This is a genomic window from Pseudomonas sp. Ost2 (genome assembly GCF_018326065.1).
In the GTDB taxonomy this organism is placed as follows: Bacteria; Pseudomonadota; Gammaproteobacteria; order Pseudomonadales; family Pseudomonadaceae; genus Aquipseudomonas; species Aquipseudomonas gingeri.
In genome coordinates this window covers 2,388,659-2,409,373 of the sequence record NZ_AP021904.1, presented here as the reverse complement: position 1 = coordinate 2,409,373, position 20,715 = coordinate 2,388,659, and the positions used below count along the sequence as shown (strand labels likewise).

Here is a 20,715-nt window from a genome sequence, read left to right as displayed (position 1 = left end):
TGCCGATGATGGATCAGCCATCACGACGGGGCAACCGCCCAGAATGGGGCCGGCGCACTGACACTGGCCTTGATCGCCGCCGCAGCGCGGTCGATATCCTGCTCGCGGGTGAAGCGGCCCAGGCTCAGGCGAATGGTACGACCGGCGGAACGGCCGTCATGTCCCAGCGCCAGCAGCACATGGGACGGCGCATTGCTCGCCGAATTGCACGCCGAGGTCGCCGAATAGGCCAGCGACTGGCTGAGCAGCGCACCATTGAACTCGCCCTCGGCGAAAGTCAGGCTCAAGGTGTGCGGGATGCGTTCGCTCGGACTGCCGTTCAGGCGCAGCCCCGGGATATCCGCCAGTTGTTCCAGCAGACGCTGACGCAGGGCTCGGATCACCGTCGCCTCTTCGTCGAAGGATTCGGTCGCCAGGGCAAAGGCACTGCCCATGCCGGCAATCTGATGAGTCGCCAGGGTCCCGGAGCGCAGGCCGCCTTCATGACCGCCGCCGTGGATCTGCGCGTGCAGGTGTTCCCGGGCACGGGGTCCGACATACAGGGCACCGATGCCCTTGGGCCCGTACAACTTGTGGGCCGAGAACGACATCAGGTCCACCGGCAATTGCGCCAGGTCGATGGCGACCTTGCCGGCTCCCTGGGCGGCGTCCACATGGAACAGCGCACCGTGTTCGCGAACACGCTGGCCGATGGCCTGGATATCGTTGAGCGTACCCAGCTCGTTGTTCACCAGCATCAACGACACCAGGAAGGTGTCCTCGCGCAGGGCCTCGCTGACCCGCTGCGCGGTGATCAGGCCGTCGGCATCCGGTACCAGGTAGGTGACCGCGACCCCGGCTTCCTGAAGTTGCCGGGCCGTGTCGAGGACCGCCTTGTGTTCGATCTGGCTGGTGATCACATGGCCGCCGCTGACACCACGGGCCTGGGCCACGCCCTTGAGGGCCAGGTTGTTCGATTCGGTGGCACCGGAAGTCCAGACGATCTGCCCGGGGCTCGCGCCCACCAGGGTCGCCACTTGCTGCCGGGCCTGCTCGACCGTCTGCCGGGCCCGCTGGCCGAAGGCATGGGAGCTGGACGCGGGATTGCCGAAGTTGCCGGAAAATCCCAGACACTCGACCATCACCTGAATGACCCGCTCATCTACCGGCGTGGTGGCGGCATAGTCGAAATACAAAGGAAGTTGATTCATGGCAAAAGACTCATAAAGCGTGTCCCGCGGAACGAACTCTCGCGGGTAGCCAACCGAGGGCTGAACGGACAGCTATACCCGATGGGAGAGAATTAAAGAAAGATGGCTTTCAGTAAAAGTGCGTAGGAACGCTCCTGAAATCCAGCTTACAGGCCCCGGGAGGGTGTTGCGAGCGTCAATCGTGCCGGAACAGACGACCTGCTCCAGCGGCGGGAGGGGGAACATGATGTGCCGGGGCTTTCAGCTCTGATGGCTACGTCTGTTACTGCCACGGTCGGCGCTGATTTCACCCTGGTCATCGAAGCCGTAGACCTTGCGCGGCTGCCCGAGCAATTCGGCTTTCTTCTGCTGGTACTCATCGAAGGACAAGCCGCGGCGATTCAGCGCCTCCAGTGCCAGTTCCTTGCTCTCTTCAGCGCTGTAGGGACGCAGCTCGGGAGAGGGATGGCTGGCACAACCGGCCAGGACCGAAAGCAGCAGAAGCAGTAGAACCGCAGGTGAATGTTTCATGGCGAGACTCCCGGAAACCTGGTGCGAGGCAATGGATACAGGCTACCCGCCGCTCCTGCGGAGCAGAAATCACCCTTCTCGATAGTCGCTATCGATTGCTTCTACCGTACCCGGCATCGACGCCTCATATTCCTTAAAGAACTATAAATATGGAAATACGTTCATTTACGGAATATCAGAAAACCCTTACAACTGCCTGCACACCTTGTCCGCTGTTGCCCAGGCAACTGTTCGCCAGCCAACAGTCGATCAACAAAACAGCTCGTCAGCCAGCACACGGCCCCTTGTCCAGCATGCCGCGGGCCCGCAGATACGGGGCCCGGACGATTGGTACAGCTCTTGCTCAAGCCCTGTCACCGACCCTGCTCGCTGAGCAACTGTTTGAAAAGGAACTGATCATGTCTCGTGCACTGAAAGTCGTTGCCCTTTCCGGCGGAACCTACCGCCCCTCTCGCACCCTGGTACTGACCCAGGCACTGCTGGCCGAACTGGCGCAGCAGTTGCCCATCGAAAGCCGGGTGATCGAACTGGGCGATATCGCCCGCCCCCTGGGCGCCGCGCTGTCCCGGGCCGAATTGAGCGCCGAGGTCGAGGCCGAGCTGCAGGCCATCGAGAACGCCGACCTGCTGATCGTCGGCTCGCCGGTGTATCGCGGCTCCTACCCGGGCCTGCTCAAGCATCTGTTCGACCTGGTGGACCTCAATGCCCTGATCGACACCCCGGTCCTGCTGGCCGCCACCGGTGGCAGCGAGCGTCACGCGCTGATCCTCGACCACCAGTTGCGTCCGCTGTTCAGCTTCTTCCAGGCGCTGACCCTGCCCATCGGCGTCTACGCCAGCGAAACCGATTTCACCAATTATCAAATAACCAGCGAGCCCCTGAAGGCCCGCATCCGCCTTGCCGCAGAACGCGCCGCGCCCTTGTTCGGCGTTCATCCCAAGCATCTGCTGAAAATCGCCTAAGGACTTGTCATGGATGTCTTCTGGTTTCTCCCGACCCACGGTGACGGTCACTACCTGGGCACCACCCAGGGTGCCCGCCCGGTCACGCTCAACTATCTGAAACAGGTGGCCCAGGCCGCCGACAGCCTCGGCTACCACGGTGTGCTGATTCCCACCGGCCGCTCCTGCGAAGACTCGTGGGTCATCGCCTCGGCCCTGGTCCCCCTGACCGAGCGCCTGCGCTACCTGGTGGCGATCCGTCCCGGGATCATCTCGCCGACCGTCTCGGCACGCATGGCCGCCACCCTCGACCGGCTGTCCAACGGGCGCCTGCTGATCAACGTGGTGACCGGCGGCGACCCCGACGAAAACCGTGGCGACGGCAGTTTCCTCGACCACAGCGAACGCTACGAAGTCACCGACGAATTCCTCAGGATCTGGCGCCGGGTGTTGCAGGGCGAAGCCGTCGACTTCGAAGGCAAGCACCTGCGCGTGCAGAACGCCAAGGCCCTCTATCCACCGGTGCAGAAGCCTTATCCGCCGCTGTATTTCGGTGGTTCGTCGGATGCCGCCCATGACCTCGCCGCCGACCAGGTCGACGTCTACCTGACCTGGGGCGAACCACCGGCCGCCGTGGCCGCGAAACTGGCGGATGTGCGTGAGCGCGCCGCGCGCAAGGGCCGCACCGTGCGTTTCGGCATCCGCCTGCACGTGATCGTCCGGGAAACCGCGGAAGACGCCTGGAAAGCCGCCGACAAACTGATCGAACACATCAGCGACGAGACCATTTCCGCCGCGCAGAAATCCTTCTCGCGCTTCGACTCCGAAGGACAGCGGCGCATGGCCGCCCTGCATGACGGACGCCGCGACAACCTGGAAATCGCGCCGAACCTCTGGGCCGGTGTCGGCCTGGTCCGCGGCGGCGCCGGTACGGCACTGGTCGGCAATCCGCAGCAGGTGGCCGAGCGCATCAAGGAATACGCGGACCTGGGGATCGAAAGCTTCATCTTCTCCGGCTACCCGCACCTGGAGGAAGCCTATCGCTTCGCCGAACTGGTCTTCCCGCTGTTGCCCGAGCCTTACGCCAGCCTGGCCGGTCGCGGCATCACCAACCTGACCGGGCCGTTCGGCGAAATGATCGCCAACGACGTGCTGCCGGCCAAGACCGGGGCCTGAGAAACACACAGCCGATCGCTCCCACGCTCCGCGTCCGCTCTGGCGGTGACGCGGAGCGTCATGGGATGCATTCCCACGCGGAGCGTGGGAACGATCAACGTCATCTATTCGAGGGACACCGCGTGACGGCCCAACCCCATAACGCCCTGCTCAACCCCTTGCAAACCGCCCGCCTGCTGGCCGCCGAGTTTGCCGAAACCGCCGTCGAGCGCGACGAGCGTGGCGGCACGCCGAAAGCCCAGCGTGACGCCCTGCGCCACAGCGGCCTGCTGGCCCTGAGTATTCCCACCCAGTACGGTGGCCTCGGCGCCAGCTGGAGCGAGACCCTGAACGTGGTCCGCGAATTCGCCAAGGTCGACAGTTCCATCGCCCATGTCTTCGGCTTTCATCACCTGATGCTCGCCACCGTGCGCCTGTTCTCGCGCCCGGAACAATGGCAACCGTGGTTCGAACAGACCGCACGCAAGAACTGGTTCTGGGGCAACGCCCTCAATCCGCTGGACACCCGTACCGTGGTGCGCAAGCTCGGCGGCTGGCGCGAATTTTCCGGCAAGAAAAGCTTCTGCTCCGGCGCCAGCGACTCGGAGATGCTGATCGCCTCGGCGGTCGATGAAAGTGCCGGCGGCAAGTTGCTGATCGCCGCGATTCCCAGCGGCCGCTCCGGCATCACTCTGCACAATGACTGGCACAACATGGGCCAGCGCCAGACCGACAGCGGCAGCGCCAGCTTCGAACGGGTGCGGGTCGAAGAGTCGGAACTGCTGCTCGATCCCGGTCCACTGAGCACGCCCTTCGCCTGCCTGCGCCCGCTGATCGCGCAACTGACCTTCACCCACATGTTCCTCGGCATCGCCGAAGGCGCCTTCGAGGAAGCCCGGCAATACACCCTTGCCGAGACCCGCCCGTGGTTCAAGTCCGGCACCGACGACATCCGACGGGACCCGTACATCCTCAGTCACTACGGGGACTTCTGGGTCGCCCTGGAAGGCGTGCGCCTGCTGGTCGAGCGCGCCGCCGAAGGACTTGACCGGGCCTGGGCCAAGGGCCAGAACCTCAGCGCCGAGGAACGCGGACACCTGGCAACCGCCATCGCCACCGCCAAGGTCGCCGCCAGCCGCAACGGCCTGGAACTGTGCAGCAAGCTGTTCGAAGTCACCGGCGCGCGCTCGACCCATGCGTCGCTGCGCCTGGACCGCCACTGGCGCAACCTGCGCACCCAGACCCTGCATGACCCGCTGGACTACAAGCTCCAAGAACTAGGCGACTGGGCCCTGAACCAGACGCTGCCGATTCCCACCTTCTATTCCTAGAGAAGCCTATGCAGCTGCTAACGTTACCGCCCTCGCCGGCCCTGGCAACCTCGATCCGCGCCACCGCCCAGGTCTTCGAGGACCCCAAGTCCCAGGCCCTGCTCGCCCACCTGCAACAAGTCGCGCCCAGCGAAGCCAGCGTGCTGATCATCGGCGAAACCGGCACCGGCAAGGAACTGGTGGCCCGGCATATCCACAACCTCAGCGCGCGGCGCAACCGACCGTTTGTCGCGGTCAACTGCGGGGCCTTCTCCGAATCCCTGGTGGAAGCCGAACTGTTCGGCCATGAGAAAGGCGCGTTTACCGGAGCCCTCAGCGCCAAGGCCGGCTGGTTCGAGGAAGCCGATGGCGGCACGCTGTTCCTCGACGAGATCGGCGACCTGCCGATGCCGATCCAGGTCAAGCTGCTGCGGGTCCTGCAGGAGCGTGAAGTGGTGCGCCTGGGCTCGCGCAAAAGCATTCCGATCAATGTGCGGGTCCTGGCGGCGACCAATGTCCAGCTGGAAAAGGCGATCAACGCCGGGCACTTCCGTGAGGATCTGTACTACCGCCTCGACGTGGTCAACCTCGAGCTGAGCCCGTTGCGCGAACGACCCGGCGATATCCTGCCGCTGACCCGGCACTTTATCGATGCCTATTGCCAGCGCCTGGGCTACGGCGATGTCCGCATCAGTCCGGCGGCCGAGCAGAAACTCAAGAGTTACAGTTGGCCGGGCAATATCCGCGAACTGGAAAACGTCATCCACCACACCCTGCTGATCTGCCACAACGGCGTGATCGAACGCGACGACCTGCGCCTGTCGAACATGCGCATAGAACGCCAGGACGACAATGGCACGGCATCCGACGATTCCGCCGAGGCCCTGCTCAACCGCGCATTCCAGAAACTCTTCGAGGAACAGGCCGGGGCCCTCCACGAAAAGGTCGAGGATGCCCTGCTGCGCGCCGCCTACCGGTTCAGTCACTACAACCAGGTGCACACCGCCAACCTGCTGGGCCTGAGCCGCAACGTGACCCGTACCCGCCTGATCAAGATCGGCGAGTTGGCGGTAAACAAGCGCCGCCCCGGCGAAAACGTCCAGGGTGACCGGATGCTGCAACTGTCGATCTAGCGGGCATCAGAGCACCAGGGCGCACTGCAGGGCATTGTCATGGCTGCGCTCGATGCTGCGCAGCATCTGGAACGAGCCGAAGCTCACCGCCTTGGCCTGGTGGGAGCGAAGCAGCGCCCAGAAATCCTCTTCGCCGCTTTCAAAACGGGCGAACGCCGCCTCGCCGGCCTGTTGCGATTGCCATTGCAGGACATTCAGCACGCGCCGGCCATCGTCGCTGGCCTGCACATTGCCACTGATGAAGCCACTGAAGTCCTGGGCGAGGCGCTCGGTCTGCCGGGCCAGGGCGCTGACCAGGGCCTCCTGCTGATGAGGCTCGATCTCGAACTGGATCAGTTGGGTGAAGCTGCGGTTTTTCTCTGTCGACGCCATGAAGAATCTCCCCGGGAAGTCATGCGGGATCTTGTGATCCGAGGTCATGCAGGGTAAAACCTCAAGTTAAGTCAAGGTCAAGAGTTTTCTCCCATGGCACTGCAAAAACCCCTGCCCACCGACAAGGCGCTCACGGTCGGCCAACTGGCGGCGCGCAGCGGCGTGTCGGTGAGCGCCCTGCACTTCTATGAATCCAGGGGCCTGATCAAGAGCAATCGCAATGCCGGCAACCAGCGCCGTTATCCGCGCGAGGTATTGCGCCGGGTGTCACTGATCAAGGTCGCCCAGCGCCTGGGCATTCCCCTGGCGGAGATTCACCTGGCCCTGCAGGCGCTGCCCGAAGGCCGGGCACCGACCGCGGCGGACTGGAAGAACCTGTCGGAGCAATGGAAGGACGAGCTGGACGAACGGATCGCCCGGTTGACCCGGCTGCGGGACAAGCTCAACGGCTGCATCGGCTGTGGTTGCCTGTCCATGGAAAGCTGCCCGTTGCGCAACCAGGGCGATGTGCTGGGAGAACAGGGCGCGGGGCCGCAGTTGCTGGAGCCGGACTCACCGCGCATCTGACCGTTCCCAAGCTCCACGTGGGAACGGTCATTGTCGAGACTCAGAAACCCGGTGCGATCTGCCCCTTGTAGCGGGTCAGGATAAACTGGCGCACGGCGTCGGAGTTCAGCGCCTTGGCCAGTTTCTGGATGCCCGGGTCATTGATATTGTCCGGCCGCGCCACCAGGAACTCGACGTACAGGTCCTTGCCTTTCTCGACGATCAGCGCGCTATTGGTGTCGATCCCGGCCTCCAGCGCGTAGTTGGCAAACACGAACGCCAGGTCCACCTGGCTCACCGAGCGCGCCAGCATCGCCCCTTCCAGTTCACGGATCTTCAGGTGCTTGGGATTCTCGACGATATCGTGCGGGGTGGCCTGGGTATTGCTCGGGTCCTTGAGCTTGATCAAGCCCGCTTCGTGCAGCAACACCAGGGCCCGCCCGGTGTTCACCGGGTCGTTGGGAATCGACACCGAGGCACCGTCCTTCAGTTCGGACAGGCTCTTGATCTTGGTCGAGTAGGCGCCGAACGGCTCGATATGCACGCCGACCACCGGCACCAGGTTGGTGTGGCGGGTCTTGTTGTAATCATCGAGGAACGGTCGGTACTGGTAATAGTTGGCGTCGAGGTTCTTCAGGGCCAGTTGCTGGTTGGGCTGGATGAAGTCGTTGAACACCTTGATCTCCAGGTCGACGCCTTCCTTGGCCAACTCCGGTTTGACGAACTCGAGGATCTCCGCGTGGGGCACCGGGGTGGCACCGACAATCAGTTTTTCATTGGCGTGAACCGCCAGGGACATCAGGGCGGCCAGTACGGCCAGGGTCTTTTTCATGCAAGGCTCCAGAGAGGCAGAAAGGGCCGGCGTGTGGTGGACGTTGGGCCAGGTTGTTGTGTGTCGAAATCAGTGGGTCAACGTCGGCTGTAGCGGGCCACCAGGCGGTCACCGGTCATTTGCAGGCCCTGCACCAGCACCAGCAGCAGGATCACCGTGACCACCATCACATCGGTCTGGAAGCGCTGGTAGCCGTAGCGGATCGCCAGGTCACCCAGTCCGCCACCGCCAATCACCCCGGCCATGGCGGTGTAGTCCACCAGCACGATGGCGGTCACCGTCACCGCTGCCAGCAAGCCGCCACGGGCCTCCGGCAACAGGGTGTGGCGGATCACCTGCCAGGTGCTGGCCCCCATGGCCTGGGTCGCCTCCACCACGCCGCGGTCGACTTCGCGCAAGGCGGTTTCCACCAGCCGGGCGAAAAACGGCGTGCAACCCACCACCAGTGGCGGGATGGTCCCCGGTACGCCGAGGGAGGTGCCCACCAGCAAAGTGGTCAGGGGAATCAGCACGATCAGCAGAATGATGAAAGGCAGCGAGCGCAGGATATTCACCAGCACCGACAATGAGCGGTACACCAACGGGGTTTCATGCAACTGGCGCTTGCCGGTGAGAAACAGCAGCACGCCCAGCGGCAACCCCAGCAGGACCGTGAAGCCCAGGGCCGCCGCGAGCATGCTCAGGGTGTCGAGGCAGGCCTGGGCGATATCGCCCCAGTAGATGTTTTTCAGCAGGTCGCCCATGGACTCAGGACCAGTCGTGACGTGGCGGCTTGATCCCGTTGAGCAGCCAGTTGCCGACCACGTGGTACTTCCAGCGCACCGGGTCGTGCAAGGTATGCACCCGGGCATTGCGCCAGTGACGGTCGAAATTGTGCTTCTTCAGGGTCGAACGCGTGCCCCCCAGCTCGAACAGCTTGTTGCTCGCCTCGATGGCGATCTCGGTGGTCAGCACCTTGGCCTTGGCGACCGCCAGCGAGGCCCGCGCCACGTTGTCTTCGTCGGGCGCCGGACGCGCGGCATCCAGCGCCTTGCCGGCCCGTTCGAGCAACGCCTCGGCGGCTTCGAGACGGATCTCCAGGCCACCGACCTGGATGATGGTCAGCGGATCTTCGCTGGCCTTCTCCACGCCGGCATCGATCCACGGACGCGCCTGCTCGCGGACAAACGCAACCGTGTCGCGCAGAGCCGCGCGGGCGATACCGGCATCGATGGCGGCGGTGGTCAACTGGGCGAAAGGTCCGGCCAGGGTCGGGCTTTCGTAGGAGCGATAGGTGGGAAACAGGTTGAACGCCGGCACCTTCAGGTCCTGGGCCAGCACCGTGCCGCTGGACGTGGTGCGCTGGCCGATGCTGTCCCAGTCATCGACAATCACCAGTCCCGGCGTACCCCGCTCGACAAAGGCCAACTGGCCCTTCTGCTCTTCATCCAGGGCCAGCACCGCCAGCCAGTGGGCGTACAGGGAACCGGTGCAGTAGCCTTTGCGACCGTTGATCACGTAGCCGTCGCCCTGCCGGCGAATCGTCGCCTGGATGTCCTGGACATTCTTGCCACCGGTCTCCGACAGCGCATTGGCGAAACGATGACCTTGCAGCGCCAGGGCAAAGAAGTGCGCCTGCTGTTCGGGCGTGCCCTGCAGGCGGATGTCTTCCAGCAGGCAGTAATGATTCTGCGGGATCTGGCCGAGGGACGGATCGGCCGCCGAAATGATCGCGATCACTTCGGCCAGCACCGCATAGGACACCTGCGCACCGCCGAACTCGCGAGGCACGCTGATGCCCCACAGGCCACTGTTGGAATACAGGTCGACCACTTCGGCAGGCACCTGGCGGGTGCGATCACGCTCCGCATCCTGTTCCAGCAGATGGGCGGCGACACGGTGCGCGACCGCCAGCGCTTCAGCCTCGTCGCGGATCAGGTGGGCGTTGGGGGAATGGATCGGGTAAACGGCAGATTCAGGCAGGGACGACATGGAACGCTCTCGGGCGAATGATGTTGGCTGAGCCATTGCAGCTTCTGTGCCTGAATTATTATTTGTTTATTTTCATAGTGTTATACCGACTATCCGGCTATTGCCGGCGTTCTTTCACCAGCAGATTGCAGCTTCGCTGTTGCTGGGGAAACACTTGAATATCCGTACACTTCCCTCGTGGCAGCTTGCCGGCGATGGCGCCCTTGAATTCAACGCAGGACTCACGGGCCTCATCGCCGGCAAGCCGGCTCCTACGGAAGGTATTGCAATCAGGCCAGCACCTCCTCCGATCGCCCGGCCTTTTTCGCTTCCAACTCGCGCACCAGCGGCAGCACCCGCTTGCCGAAGTACTCCACCTCTTCCTGGAAATGCAGGAAGCCGGCCAGTACCAGGTCCACACCGACGGCCTTGAGGGCCACGATGCGCTCGGCGATCTGCCGTGGCGTACCGATCAGGTTGGTCTTGAAGCCGTCGTTGTATTGCACCAGGTCCTCGAAGCTCGACCTGGCCCAGTTGCCCTCGCCCTCCGGTGACGACCTGCCCGCCTGTTTCGCCGCATCGCCGAAGGCAGCGACGGCCTCGGGGTCGGCCTTGTCGATGATTTGCGCCAGCACCGCCCGGGCCTCTTCCTCGGTGTCGCGGGCGATGACAAAGGCATTGACCCCGACCTTCACCGAATGGCCGTTGGCGGCTGCCTTGGCGCGGATGTCGTCGACCTGGGCCTTGATCCCCTCGGGGCTGTTGCCGTTGGTGAAATACCAGTCCGAGACCCGCGCCGCCATATCCCGCGCCGCGCGGGAACTGCCACCCTGGAAGATCTCCGGATGCGGCTGGCTCAGGGGCTTGGGCTTGAGGCTGTAGTCGTTGAACCGGTAGAAGTCGCCCTTGAAGGTGAACGCGTCCTCGGTCCAGATTCCCTTCAGCGCGCGAATGAACTCCTCGGAGCGGCGATAACGCTCGTCGTGCTCCAGCCAGTGCTCGCCAATGGCGTGGAACTCGCCGCGGAACCAGCCGCTGACGATATTCACCGCGATGCGCCCGCCCGTGAGCTGGTCGATGGTCGCCAGTTGCTTGGCCGCCAGCGCCGGTTGCCAGGGACCGGGCAGGATCGCGGCAATCACTTTCAGCCGGGTGGTGGCCGCCAGCAGGGCGTGGCTGAAGGCAACCGACTCATGCTGGTATTCGGCGCCGTAGCCGGCGGTGAAGCGGATCTGCGTCAGGCCGTACTCGAAACCGGCCTCTTCCGCCAGTTGCGCCAGCTTGCGGTTGTAGTCGATGTCCCAGCTGGTGCGCTGTTCGATCTTGCTGACCACCAGCCCGCCACTGACATTGGGCACCCAGTAGGCGAATTTCACGGCTTGCTGACTCATGGTGTTGCACCTCGGACCAGGGAATGTCCAGGGGATGGAGCAGCAAGCGTGCCAGCGCCCGAGGCGCCCTTGCCCACGCTGATCGCAGCCTCGCCGCAATCCCCGTGAGAGCCGGCTTGCCAGCGATGAGGCCGGTGAGATCGGCATCGCCCGCGCGGTCGCCATCGCCAGCCAGGGGACGGCGCCAGTCGGACAATCTGTGGCCAGGCAGGACGATTTGCTGAAGCACTGTTCGCCGGCCAACAGTTGTCCATCGCCCGATCACGCAAATCGCCCGCGCCAGCGGGTTCCGCGGCCCCGGCATGGACCCTGCAACAGCCCTGGCCATCGCGGTTTCCGCCGCCTGCCCTCAAGGAGCTGTCCCATGACCGAACACCAGGTGATCAACCCGCTGTCCCTTGGCGTCGACTACGAAACCCTCGCCGAACGTTTTCGGCCGGTCTTTGCCCGCATCGCCGCCGGCGCGGTGGAGCGGGAACTGTCGCGCAGCCTGCCCCACGAGCCGATCCAGTGGCTCAAGCAGGCCGGCTTCGGTGCCGTGCGGGTACCGCTGGAATATGGCGGTGGCGGTGCATCTCTGCCGCAATTGTTCCAGTTGCTGATCGAACTGGCCGAGGCCGATTCCAATGTGCCCCAGGCCCTGCGCGGTCACTTCGCCTTTGCCGAGGACCGCCTGAACGCCGCCCCCGGCCCCGCGCGCGACCAGTGGTTCAAGCGCTTCGTCGACGGCGATATCGTCGGCTGCGCCTGGACCGAAATCGGCAATGTGACCATCGGAGATGTCGTCACCCAGGTCACCCCGGACGGCGAACAGTGGCGCCTCAATGGCGAGAAGTTCTACAGCACGGGGAGCATCTTCTCCGACTGGATCGATGTCTATGCCCGCCGCAGCGATACCGGCGGCGATGTGATTGCCGCCGTGCGCGCCCGCCAGCCGGGAATCGAGCACAGCGATGACTGGGACGGTTTCGGCCAGCGCACCACCGGCAGCGGCACTTCACGGTTTGTCGATGCCCGGGTGGAAGCCGGGCATGTGATCGACTTCGCCGACCGCTTCAAGTACCAGACGGCGTTCTACCAACTGGTGCTGCTGGCGACCCTCGCGGGCATCGGCCGGTCGGCCCTCGAGGATGTCGCGCGGCAGGTCCGCGAACGCCAGCGCATCTACAGCCATGGCAATGCCCAGCGGGCCAGCGCGGACGCCCAGGTGCAACAGGTGGTCGGCGAGGTCGCCGCCCTGGTCTATGCCGCCGAAGCCAGCGCGGTACGCGCCGCGCATCCGGCCCAGCGGGCCTATCTCGCCCGGTTTGGCGGCGATGCCGAAGTCGAACGGCAGGCCAACGTGGACGCGGAAATCGAGTCCGCCACGGCGCAGGTGGTGGTGTCCGAACTGATCCAGCGGGCCACCAGTGAACTGTTCAACGCCCTTGGTGCTTCCGATGTGCGCCAGGGCAAGGCGCTGGACCGTCATTGGCGCAACGCGCGGACGGTGTCGTCGCACAATCCGGTGATCTACAAGGCGCGCATCATCGGCGACTGGGCGATCAACGGCACCGAGCCGCCGTTCGTCTGGCAGATCGGCAATGGACCACAGCCCAAGTCATAGGCAATGACGCGAGTCCCTGGATAAGGTCGCGGCGACATTCGCGAATGGGTAAGATGGCGCCTTTGCGCGCCACCTTGCCGCGCCGCCTGCCGACCTAAGCCGAACCCATGCCTTTCGATCTCAGCGTAGACCTGACCACCCTCGCCATTCTTGCCGTCGTTGCCTTTATCGCCGGATTCATCGACGCCATCGCCGGCGGTGGCGGCCTGTTGACCACCCCGGCACTGCTCACCGCCGGCCTGCCACCGCACCTGGTGCTGGGCACCAACAAACTCAGTTCGACCTTCGGCTCGGCCACCGCCAGCTTCACCTTCTACCGGCGCAAGCTGTTCCATCCGCGCCAGTGGAAGCTGGCGATCTTCGGCACCCTCGCCGGAGCGCTGATCGGCGCGGTGACCGCGCATTTCCTCCCGGCCGAATGGCTGAACAAGATGCTCCCGGTGATTGTCTTCGGCTGCGGCCTGTACCTGCTGTTCGGCGGCACGCCCAAGGCGCCGCTGGACAGCGACGCGCCGATCAAAAAGAAGTGGCAATTGCCCCAGGGCTTCAGCCTGGGCTTCTACGACGGCGTGGCCGGGCCCGGCACCGGCGCCTTCTGGACCGTCAGCAGCATGCTGCTCTACCCCATCGACCTGGTGAAGGCCAGCGGCGTGGCCCGCAGCATGAACTTCGTCAGCAATATCGCGGCGCTGTCGGTGTTCGTCTTTTCCGGCCAGGTGGACTGGATCATCGGCCTGAGCATGGGCCTGTCGGTGATGGCCGGCGCCTTCTTCGGCGCCCGCACCGCCATCAGCGGCGGGGCGAAGTTCATCCGCCCGGTGTTCATCACCGTGGTCCTCGGACTGACCGTGCGCCTAGCCTGGCAGCACTGGTTCAGCGTGGCCTAGACGGCGCGCCACATACAGGTCGATCAGGTAGCGGGCGATCGAACGCGACGCCGGCAACGGCGGCAGGTTGTGCACGTTGAACCACTGGGCATCCTCGATCTCGTCGGCCTGGGGCACGATATCGCCTCCGGCGTATTCGGCATGGAAACCCAGCATCATCGAATGCGGGAAGGGCCAGCACTGGCTGCCGACATACTGGATATTGCTGACCTCGACCTGCACTTCCTCGCGCACTTCACGGACCAGGCACTCTTCCGCCGACTCGCCAGGCTCGGCGAAACCGGCCAGGGTGCTGTAGACCCCGGGGACGAAACGCGGCGAACGGGCCAGCAGCACTTCATCGCCGCGGGTGACCAGCACAATCATGCTCGGCGAGATCCGCGGATAGGCCCGCAGGTCGCAGGGCTGGCAGTACATCGCCCGTTCCCCCGGCACCTGCCGCGCCGGCTGGCCGCAACTGCCGCAGAAGCGGTGCTCGCGGGCCCAGGTGCCGATCTGCGCCGCATAACCGAGCATGCGGTACGTGGTGAAATCACCTTCGAGCATGAACCGGCGCAGGCCCTGCCAGCGGCAGCCCGGCACCTCGGCGGTAGACTTGAGTTCCAGCAGGTACACCGGCTCGCCGTCGCGATGACCGATGCCATGCTCGCAAAGCACCGGCAGGTCCTGGCGCTTGAGCCATTCGCGGGGAAACAGCACGCCGTTGTCATCCAGCAGGAAACCCTCGGGACCTCGGGCCACGGCCCAGCCACCGGGTTGTTCGATATCCAGTACTGCGGTTGTCCAGCCTTGAGTCATTGCGGTTCCTTAGGGACTGGGAAACGGCCCTCAGTCCTGAAATTCGGGTTTCTGCTTGCTCATGTGGGCCGCGATGGCCACACGCAGGTCCGTCGATTGCAACATGGCGGCGTTCCAGGTGGCAACGTATTCCAGACCGTCGTCGATCCGGTGATCACGCATGTAGCCGAGCATTTCCTTGGTGCCGCTCACGGCAATCGGCGATTTGCCGGCAATCTCCCGCGCAATCCCCATCACACCGTCGAACAAGGCGCCATGATCGGGGTAGACACGATTGACCAGGCCGATGCGCTGCGCTTCGTCGGCCCCGAACTGACGACCGGTATAGGCCAGCTCACGCAACATGCCATCGCCGATGATACGCGGCAAACGTTGCAAAGTGCCGACATCGGCGGCCATGCCGATATCCACTTCCTTGATCGAGAACTGCACGTCCTCGGCGCAGTAACGCATGTCGCAGGCGGCGATCAGGTCGATGGCACCGCCCAGGCAATACCCCTGGATCGCCGCCAGCACCGGCTTGCGGCAGTTGTCGACGGCATTGAAGGACGCCTGCATCTGCAGGATCTTGCGTCGCAGCAGGCGGGCGTTGCGGCCGACATCCTTGCCCAGTTCGTTGCCGACCGCGGCCAGCAGCATCAGGTCGATACCCGAGGAAAAGTGCTTGCCCGCGCCGCTCAGGACCACCACCCGCACGGCATCGGTGTCATCGATCCACTGGAAGATCTCGACGATTTCGCTCCAGAACGCCGCGTTCATGGCATTGATCTTTTCCGGGCGGTTGATCTGCACGTGGGCGATATTGTCGGCCAGGTCGACACGAAAGGCTTGGTATTCGGACATGACGGGCATCCTTGGCAGGGCAATGAGAAGGCTGGAACTATAGCAAGGGGTCGCACAAGGCTGTAGGAAGCGGATATGCCAAAAGCCGGACCCGCGCCTTGATCTTCATGAATTCTTACGTCACCTTGCGCGCACTCTTACAAACAAGGACCCGCCGATGTCATCGCTGACTTCAGCTTTCGCCCACAACTTTCTCGGGCACTCCCCTCGCTGGTACAAGACCAGCATCCTTGCCTTCCTGATCCTCAATGCCCTGGTGTTGTGGAGCGTCGGCCCGGTCGCCGCCGGTTGGCTGCTGGTGCTGGAATTCATCTTCACCCTGGCCATGGCCCTCAAGTGCTACCCGCTGATGCCCGGCGGCCTGCTGCTGGTCGAAGCCCTGCTGTTGCGCATGACCAGTCCCGAAGCGGTGTACGACGAACTGCTGCACAACTTCCCGGTGATCCTGCTGCTGATGTTCATGGTGGCCGGCATCTACTTCATGAAGGACCTGCTGTTGTTCCTGTTTTCCCGCCTGTTGCTGCGCGTGCATTCCAAGGCGCTGCTGGGGCTGCTGTTCTGCTTTCTCTCGGCGTTCCTCTCGGCCTTTCTCGATGCCCTGACCGTCACCGCGGTGATCATCAGCGCCGCCGTCGGTTTCTATTCGGTCTACCACCGCGTGGCCTCGGGCAATGACCCGCGCCAGGACAGCGACTTCAGCAGCGACCATCGGTTGCCGAGCCTGCACCACGCCGACCTCGAACAGTTCCGCGCGTTCCTGCGCAGCCTGCTGATGCATGGCGCGGTGGGCACCGCCCTGGGCGGTGTCTGCACCCTGGTGGGCGAGCCGCAGAACCTGCTGATCGGCCATGAAATGGGTTGGCATTTCAGCGAGTTCTTCCTGAAAGTCGCGCCGGTTTCGCTGCCGGTCCTGGCGGCGGGCCTGGTGACCTGCGTGCTGCTGGAGAAACTGCGCTGGTTCGGCTACGGCACCCTGCTGCCGGACAATGTCCGTGCCGTCCTGGCCGCCTATGCCCGAGAAGACGATGCCGAGCGCACCCCGCGCCAGCGCGCCGCCCTGATCGTGCAGGGGCTGGCGGCACTGATCCTGATCGCCGGACTGGCCCTGCATGTGGCCGAAGTGGGCCTGATCGGCCTGCTGGTGATCGTGCTGATCACCGCCTTTACCGGGATCACCGACGAACACCGGCTGGGCAGTGCGTTCAAGGACGCCATGCCGTTCACCGCCTTGCTGGTGGTGTTTTTCGCGGTGGTGGCGGTGATCCACGATCAACAACTGTTCGCGCCGCTGATCCACTGGGTGCTGAGCCTGCCCGCCGACCAGCAGCCGGGCATGCTGTTCATCGCCAACGGCCTGTTGTCGGCCATCAGCGACAACGTGTTCGTCGCGACGATCTACATCACCGAAGTGAAACAGGCTTTCGCCAGCGGCCAGATGAGCCGCGAGCACTTCGAGACCCTGGCCATCGCGATCAACACCGGCACCAACCTGCCGAGCGTGGCGACACCGAACGGCCAGGCGGCGTTCCTGTTCCTGCTGACGTCGGCGATTGCACCGCTGATTCGCCTGTCGTACGGGCGGATGGTATGGATGGCCTTGCCGTATACGGTGGTGATGGGGGTATTGGGCTGGTACGCGGTGAGTCACTGGCTGTGAGGTGAATGGCCGCCTCTGGCGGTTCGCGGGCAAGCCCGCTCCCACAGTTTATCGCGCATGGACAACCCCATACCTGTGGGAGTGGCAGGCCTGCTGCCACGGTTTCGAGTCGGACCCGGGACGCCTGCACGACTCCGTAACTGTGGGAGCGGGCTTGCCCGCGAACCGCCGCAAGGCGGCCATTCACAAGACGCCTATCGCCGGGCCAGGATCAACTCTTCAATCGCCCGCGCCGCGCCATCCTCGGTATTGCTGCCGGTCACCACATCCGCCTGGCGCTTGATCACTTCCTCAGCCTGGCCCATGGCAATCGCCAGCCCGGCGCGATGAAACATCGCCGGATCGTTGCCACCATCACCGATGGCCGCCGTCTGCTCCAGGGGCACGCCGAGGAACTTCGCCAGCGTCATCAACGCCTCGCCCTTGTTCGCCTGCATCGCGGTGATATCCAGATAGGCCCGCTGCGAACGGCTGGCCAGCGCCTGGTCGGCCACCAGCGGTTGCAACACCGCCTCCAGGTCGATCAGCAACTGCGCATTGGCGCTGGCACCGACGATCTTGTCGATACGGTCCAGGTAAGGGCCGAAGTCTTCCACCACTGTCGGTGGATAACCCAACGCGTGCTGCTCCCGGGGCACCATGGTGCCGTGGGGATTGCGCAGCAGCCAGTGGTTGTCGGCAAACACCCAGACCTCGACCTCTTCATGCCGCGACAGCAGTTCCAGCGTGCAGATCGCCGCGGCCCGTGGCACATGGTGGGCCACCAGATAGCTGCCATCGGGATGCATCAGCGTACCGCCATTGAAGGCCGCCACCGGCAGATCGACACCGAGGGCGTCGATCTGTTCGCGCATCGCCCGTGGCGGACGCCCGGTGGCAAGGCTGAAAAACACCCCCGCCGTCCGCAACGCCCGGACCGCCTCGACGGTGCGCGGGCTGAGGCTGTGATCGGGACGCAGCAAGGTCCCGTCCATATCGCTGAGCACCAGCCGGATCGGATACCGCGCCGTGCCGCTCATCCGATGCTGTGCCAGACACGGCCGTCGCGGGCCAGCAACTCGTCGGCGGCTGGCGGACCGTTCTCGCCGGCCTTGTAGCCCTGCACCCGGTTGTCTTCGCGCCAGGCATCGAGGAACGGTTGCACGGCCCGCCAGCCGTTCTCGATATTGTCGGCACGCTGGAACAGCGTCTGGTCGCCGGTCAGGCAATCGTAGATCAGCGTCTCGTAGCCGGTGGACGGCTGCACCTCGAAGAAATCCTTGTAGGCGAAGCCCAGCTCGACATTGGCCATCGCCAGCGCCGGTCCCGGACGCTTGGCCAGCAGGTCGAACCACATGCCTTCGTTGGGCTGGATCTGGATCTTCAGGTAGGTCGGCTGCAGGCGCTCGACCTCGGTGTCGCGGAACTGCGCATACGGCGCCGGCTTGAAGCAGATGGCGATTTCCGTGTCGCGCACGCTCATGCGCTTGCCGGTGCGCAGGTAGAACGGCACGCCGACCCAGCGCCAGTTGTCGATCATCACCTTGAGGGCGACATAGGTCTCGGTGTTGCTGTCCGGCGCCACATTGTTTTCTTCACGGTAGCCGGGCAAGGGTTTACCGCCCAGCTCGCCCGCCTGGTACTGGCCGCGCACCGAGTTGGCCCGTGCCTCCTCGACGCTCCAGGGTCGGATCGCGCCGACCACCTTGGCCTTTTCACCGCGCACCGCATCGGCGCCGAACGCCGCCGGCGGCTCCATCGCGACCATCGCCAGCAACTGGAACAGGTGATTGGGCACCATGTCCCGCAGCGCACCGGTGTGTTCGTAGAAACTGCCACGGGTTTCCACGCCGACGGTTTCGGCGGCGGTGATCTGCACGTGGTCGATGTAGTGGTTGTTCCAGAACGCTTCGAACAGCACGTTGGAGAAACGGCTGACCAGGATGTTCTGGACGGTTTCCTTGCCCAGGTAATGGTCGATGCGATAGATCTGTTTCTCGCTCATCACCTTGAGCAGGCAGGCGTTGAGGGCCTCGGCGGTGGCCAGGTCGGAACCGAAGGGTTTCTCGATCACCACCCGGCGAAACGCCTCGTCGGTTTCCTCGAGCAGACCGGCCGCGCCCAGGCGCCGCGCCACTTCACTGAAGAAGCGCGGTGCGGTGGCGAGGTAGAACACCGCATTGCCGGTGCCGCTGGCGGCAATCTTGTCGGCCAGCGCGGTGTAGGTCGAATCGTCGAGAAAGTCGCCCTGGACGTAGCTGATGTTCTTCGCCAGCTTGCTCCAGAGCGCGGTGTCCAGTGCCTTCTGCGCACCCTCGCCGGTCTTGGCCGCTATTTCGGCACGGCTGAAGTCTTCCAGCTTGCTGGCGAAATCGGCATCGCTGATGGCGTTGTGATCGACGCCGACGATATGCAGGCCCTCGCCCACCAGGCCATCGCGGGTCAGGTTGTACAGCGCCGGCATCAGCAGGCGCTTGACCAGGTCGCCATGGGCGCCGAACAGGAACAACGTGGTTGCCGGAGCCGGCTCGGCCTTGCGCTTGCTGCGGGTGGCATTCATTTTTTCGGTGTCTCCACATGACCGCCAAAGCCGAAGCGCATCGCCGACAGCAGCTTGTCACCGTAGGTGCTTTGCTGGCGGGAGCGGAAACGAGCAAACAGCGAGTTGGACAATACCGGCACCGGCACCGCCTGTTCCATGGCCGCCTCGATGGTCCAGCGCCCTTCGCCGCTGTCGGCCACCGCGCCGCTGTAGCCGTCGAGTTTCGGATCGCTGGCCAGGGCATCGGCGGTCAGGTCCAGCAACCACGAGGAGACCACGCTGCCGCGCCGCCAGACCTCGGCGATATCCGCCAGGTTCAGGTCGAAACGCTGGTCTTCGGGCAGGCTCGGCGAATTCTTGGTCTTGAGGATATCGAAGCCTTCGGCGAAGGCCTGCATCATGCCGTACTCGATGCCGTTGTGGATCATCTTGACGAAGTGCCCGGAACCCGGCGGGCCGGCATGGATATAGCCGCGCTCGGCACGGTCGTCGGCGCTGACCCGGTCGCGGGTACGGGGAATGGTGCCGATCCCGGGCGCCAGGGTGGCGAACAGCGGATCGAGGCGCTCGACCACCTTGGCATCACCGCCGATCATCATGCAGTAGCCGCGCTCCAGGCCCCAGACGCCGCCGGAAGTACCGACGTCGATATAGTCGATACCCTTTTGCGCCAGCTCCTGGCCGCGACGGATATCGTCCTTGTAGAAGGTGTTGCCGCCGTCGATGATCACATCGCCGGCATCCAGCAGTTTGCTCAGCTCGGCAATGGTGTCCTCGGTCGGCGCACCGGCCGGCAACATCACCCAGACCGCCCGGGGCTGGTCCAGGCCGGCGACCAGCGCAGCCAGGTCGGCGACACCACGGGCACCCTCTTTCGCCAGGCCGCTGACGAAGTCGGTATTGCGGTCATACACCACTGTCTGATGGCCATCAAGCATCAGGCGCCGCGCGATATTGCCGCCCATGCGGCCCAGTCCGATGATTCCCAGTTGCATGCAGCGTACTCCCGATATCGATGAAAAACTCTGACACACCTTAGCCCAGCGACACGCGGATGTCTGTCTCGATATCGC

General features: G+C 64.2%; 20 protein-coding genes. 8 read left to right on the top strand and 12 right to left on the bottom strand.

Going from position 1 to position 20,715, the window contains the following annotated elements; all coding sequences use genetic code 11:
• Nucleotides 1-20: 20 nt before the first annotated feature.
• Together KI243_RS10415 and KI243_RS10410 are read right to left on the bottom strand one after the other, a co-directional pair.
• Nucleotides 21-1,190, bottom strand: coding sequence for an aminotransferase class V-fold PLP-dependent enzyme (locus KI243_RS10415; protein WP_177107771.1), 1,170 nt, complete (start codon nucleotides 1,188-1,190; stop codon nucleotides 21-23).
• 240 nt (nucleotides 1,191-1,430) lie between these two features.
• Nucleotides 1,431-1,700 carry a hypothetical protein gene (locus KI243_RS10410; RefSeq protein WP_103032511.1) on the bottom strand — a complete coding sequence of 90 codons (270 nt, stop codon included), beginning with the start codon at nucleotides 1,698-1,700 and terminating at the stop codon, nucleotides 1,431-1,433.
• Between the two features lie 398 nt (nucleotides 1,701-2,098).
• Between KI243_RS10410 and msuE the strand changes: the two genes are divergently transcribed.
• From msuE to KI243_RS10390, 4 genes are all read left to right on the top strand, one after another.
• Nucleotides 2,099-2,662 carry an FMN reductase gene (gene msuE / locus KI243_RS10405; RefSeq protein WP_017124929.1) on the top strand — a complete coding sequence of 188 codons (564 nt, stop codon included), beginning with the start codon at nucleotides 2,099-2,101 and terminating at the stop codon, nucleotides 2,660-2,662.
• A gap of 9 nt (nucleotides 2,663-2,671) precedes the next feature.
• Complete coding sequence (ssuD, locus tag KI243_RS10400; RefSeq protein WP_212810783.1) at nucleotides 2,672-3,817, top strand: FMNH2-dependent alkanesulfonate monooxygenase; 1,146 nt, start codon at nucleotides 2,672-2,674, stop codon at nucleotides 3,815-3,817.
• Between the two features lie 122 nt (nucleotides 3,818-3,939).
• On the top strand, nucleotides 3,940-5,127 hold the full coding sequence (locus KI243_RS10395) for an acyl-CoA dehydrogenase family protein (RefSeq protein ID WP_017124931.1): 1,188 nt from the start codon (nucleotides 3,940-3,942) through the stop codon (nucleotides 5,125-5,127).
• Nucleotides 5,128-5,135: 8 nt separating this feature from the next.
• A complete protein-coding gene (locus KI243_RS10390) occupies nucleotides 5,136-6,239 on the top strand; it encodes a sigma-54 dependent transcriptional regulator (RefSeq protein WP_103032509.1) in 1,104 nt (367 codons plus the stop codon).
• A gap of 6 nt (nucleotides 6,240-6,245) precedes the next feature.
• Here the strand turns inward: KI243_RS10390 and KI243_RS10385 are convergent, their stop codons facing one another.
• Entirely contained in the window at nucleotides 6,246-6,611 is a 366-nt protein-coding gene (locus KI243_RS10385) for an antibiotic biosynthesis monooxygenase (RefSeq protein ID WP_042934847.1), read from the bottom strand.
• A 93-nt stretch (nucleotides 6,612-6,704) separates the two neighbouring features.
• Between KI243_RS10385 and soxR the strand changes: the two genes are divergently transcribed.
• Nucleotides 6,705-7,178, top strand: a complete 474-nt coding sequence (gene soxR, locus KI243_RS10380) for a redox-sensitive transcriptional activator SoxR (protein WP_280529438.1) — start codon at nucleotides 6,705-6,707, stop codon at nucleotides 7,176-7,178.
• A gap of 40 nt (nucleotides 7,179-7,218) precedes the next feature.
• Here soxR and KI243_RS10375 read toward each other — a convergent pair whose 3' ends face one another.
• From KI243_RS10375 to sfnG, 4 genes are all read right to left on the bottom strand, one after another.
• Nucleotides 7,219-7,989 carry a MetQ/NlpA family ABC transporter substrate-binding protein gene (locus KI243_RS10375; RefSeq protein WP_017124936.1) on the bottom strand — a complete coding sequence of 257 codons (771 nt, stop codon included), beginning with the start codon at nucleotides 7,987-7,989 and terminating at the stop codon, nucleotides 7,219-7,221.
• A 77-nt stretch (nucleotides 7,990-8,066) separates the two neighbouring features.
• Nucleotides 8,067-8,732: a methionine ABC transporter permease gene (locus KI243_RS10370; RefSeq protein ID WP_017124937.1), complete on the bottom strand. Its 666-nt coding sequence runs from the start codon at nucleotides 8,730-8,732 to the stop codon at nucleotides 8,067-8,069.
• A gap of 4 nt (nucleotides 8,733-8,736) precedes the next feature.
• Entirely contained in the window at nucleotides 8,737-9,960 is a 1,224-nt protein-coding gene (locus tag KI243_RS10365) for an SfnB family sulfur acquisition oxidoreductase (RefSeq protein ID WP_103032508.1), read from the bottom strand.
• Between the two features lie 269 nt (nucleotides 9,961-10,229).
• Nucleotides 10,230-11,330: a dimethylsulfone monooxygenase SfnG gene (gene sfnG, locus KI243_RS10360; RefSeq protein ID WP_212810782.1), complete on the bottom strand. Its 1,101-nt coding sequence runs from the start codon at nucleotides 11,328-11,330 to the stop codon at nucleotides 10,230-10,232.
• A 364-nt stretch (nucleotides 11,331-11,694) separates the two neighbouring features.
• Here sfnG and KI243_RS10355 point away from each other — a divergent pair, with 364 nt between their 5' ends.
• Together KI243_RS10355 and KI243_RS10350 are read left to right on the top strand one after the other, a co-directional pair.
• Nucleotides 11,695-12,936 (top strand): acyl-CoA dehydrogenase family protein, encoded by a 1,242-nt coding sequence (locus tag KI243_RS10355; RefSeq protein ID WP_017124940.1) that lies wholly within the window; start codon nucleotides 11,695-11,697, stop codon nucleotides 12,934-12,936.
• A gap of 107 nt (nucleotides 12,937-13,043) precedes the next feature.
• Nucleotides 13,044-13,823, top strand: a complete 780-nt coding sequence (locus KI243_RS10350; protein ID WP_017124941.1) for a TSUP family transporter — start codon at nucleotides 13,044-13,046, stop codon at nucleotides 13,821-13,823.
• Here KI243_RS10350 and nudC read toward each other — a convergent pair.
• Nucleotides 13,791-14,621, bottom strand: a complete 831-nt coding sequence (gene nudC / locus KI243_RS10345) for an NAD(+) diphosphatase (RefSeq protein ID WP_017124942.1) — start codon at nucleotides 14,619-14,621, stop codon at nucleotides 13,791-13,793. The genes KI243_RS10350 and nudC overlap by 33 nt on opposite strands.
• Before the next feature lie 30 nt (nucleotides 14,622-14,651).
• Nucleotides 14,652-15,464, bottom strand: coding sequence for a crotonase/enoyl-CoA hydratase family protein (locus tag KI243_RS10340; RefSeq protein ID WP_017124943.1), 813 nt, complete (start codon nucleotides 15,462-15,464; stop codon nucleotides 14,652-14,654).
• 157 nt (nucleotides 15,465-15,621) lie between these two features.
• On the opposite strand from KI243_RS10340, the gene nhaB reads away from it, so the two are divergent.
• The gene (nhaB, locus tag KI243_RS10335; protein WP_212810781.1) at nucleotides 15,622-17,121 is read left to right on the top strand and encodes a sodium/proton antiporter NhaB; all 1,500 of its coding nucleotides are present in this window, start codon (nucleotides 15,622-15,624) and stop codon (nucleotides 17,119-17,121) included.
• 194 nt (nucleotides 17,122-17,315) lie between these two features.
• Here the strand turns inward: nhaB and KI243_RS10330 are convergent, their stop codons facing one another.
• Genes KI243_RS10330 through gnd form a run of 3 tightly spaced genes read right to left on the bottom strand, consistent with a single transcriptional unit; the run spans nucleotide 17,316 to nucleotide 20,712 of the window.
• A complete protein-coding gene (locus tag KI243_RS10330) occupies nucleotides 17,316-18,140 on the bottom strand; it encodes an HAD family hydrolase (RefSeq protein ID WP_212810780.1) in 825 nt (274 codons plus the stop codon).
• Nucleotides 18,137-19,660 (bottom strand): glucose-6-phosphate dehydrogenase, encoded by a 1,524-nt coding sequence (gene zwf, locus KI243_RS10325; RefSeq protein ID WP_212810779.1) that lies wholly within the window; start codon nucleotides 19,658-19,660, stop codon nucleotides 18,137-18,139. Before zwf ends, KI243_RS10330 begins: the two co-directional genes overlap by 4 nt.
• The gene (gnd, locus tag KI243_RS10320; protein ID WP_146049115.1) at nucleotides 19,657-20,712 is read right to left on the bottom strand and encodes a phosphogluconate dehydrogenase (NAD(+)-dependent, decarboxylating); all 1,056 of its coding nucleotides are present in this window, start codon (nucleotides 20,710-20,712) and stop codon (nucleotides 19,657-19,659) included. Before gnd ends, zwf begins: the two co-directional genes overlap by 4 nt.
• Nucleotides 20,713-20,715: the final 3 nt, after the last annotated feature.

Bases quoted from the DNA above. Each gene is read 5' to 3' on its own strand.
- KI243_RS10375 (WP_017124936.1), bottom strand. From the start codon at position 7,989: ATGAAAAAGACCCTGGCCGTACTGGCCGCCCTGATGTCCCTGGCGGTT.
- msuE (WP_017124929.1), top strand. From the start codon at position 2,099: ATGTCTCGTGCACTGAAAGTCGTTGCCCTTTCCGGCGGAACCTACCGC.
- zwf (WP_212810779.1), bottom strand. From the start codon at position 19,660: ATGAATGCCACCCGCAGCAAGCGCAAGGCCGAGCCGGCTCCGGCAACC.
- nhaB (WP_212810781.1), top strand. From the start codon at position 15,622: ATGTCATCGCTGACTTCAGCTTTCGCCCACAACTTTCTCGGGCACTCC.
- KI243_RS10340 (WP_017124943.1), bottom strand. From the start codon at position 15,464: ATGTCCGAATACCAAGCCTTTCGTGTCGACCTGGCCGACAATATCGCC.
- KI243_RS10350 (WP_017124941.1), top strand. From the start codon at position 13,044: ATGCCTTTCGATCTCAGCGTAGACCTGACCACCCTCGCCATTCTTGCC.
- soxR (WP_280529438.1), top strand. From the start codon at position 6,705: ATGGCACTGCAAAAACCCCTGCCCACCGACAAGGCGCTCACGGTCGGC.
- KI243_RS10330 (WP_212810780.1), bottom strand. From the start codon at position 18,140: ATGAGCGGCACGGCGCGGTATCCGATCCGGCTGGTGCTCAGCGATATG.
- KI243_RS10390 (WP_103032509.1), top strand. From the start codon at position 5,136: ATGCAGCTGCTAACGTTACCGCCCTCGCCGGCCCTGGCAACCTCGATC.
- KI243_RS10365 (WP_103032508.1), bottom strand. From the start codon at position 9,960: ATGTCGTCCCTGCCTGAATCTGCCGTTTACCCGATCCATTCCCCCAAC.
- KI243_RS10355 (WP_017124940.1), top strand. From the start codon at position 11,695: ATGACCGAACACCAGGTGATCAACCCGCTGTCCCTTGGCGTCGACTAC.
- KI243_RS10385 (WP_042934847.1), bottom strand. From the start codon at position 6,611: ATGGCGTCGACAGAGAAAAACCGCAGCTTCACCCAACTGATCCAGTTC.
- KI243_RS10370 (WP_017124937.1), bottom strand. From the start codon at position 8,732: ATGGGCGACCTGCTGAAAAACATCTACTGGGGCGATATCGCCCAGGCC.
- nudC (WP_017124942.1), bottom strand. From the start codon at position 14,621: ATGACTCAAGGCTGGACAACCGCAGTACTGGATATCGAACAACCCGGT.
- sfnG (WP_212810782.1), bottom strand. From the start codon at position 11,330: ATGAGTCAGCAAGCCGTGAAATTCGCCTACTGGGTGCCCAATGTCAGT.
- KI243_RS10410 (WP_103032511.1), bottom strand. From the start codon at position 1,700: ATGAAACATTCACCTGCGGTTCTACTGCTTCTGCTGCTTTCGGTCCTG.
- ssuD (WP_212810783.1), top strand. From the start codon at position 2,672: ATGGATGTCTTCTGGTTTCTCCCGACCCACGGTGACGGTCACTACCTG.
- KI243_RS10415 (WP_177107771.1), bottom strand. From the start codon at position 1,190: ATGAATCAACTTCCTTTGTATTTCGACTATGCCGCCACCACGCCGGTA.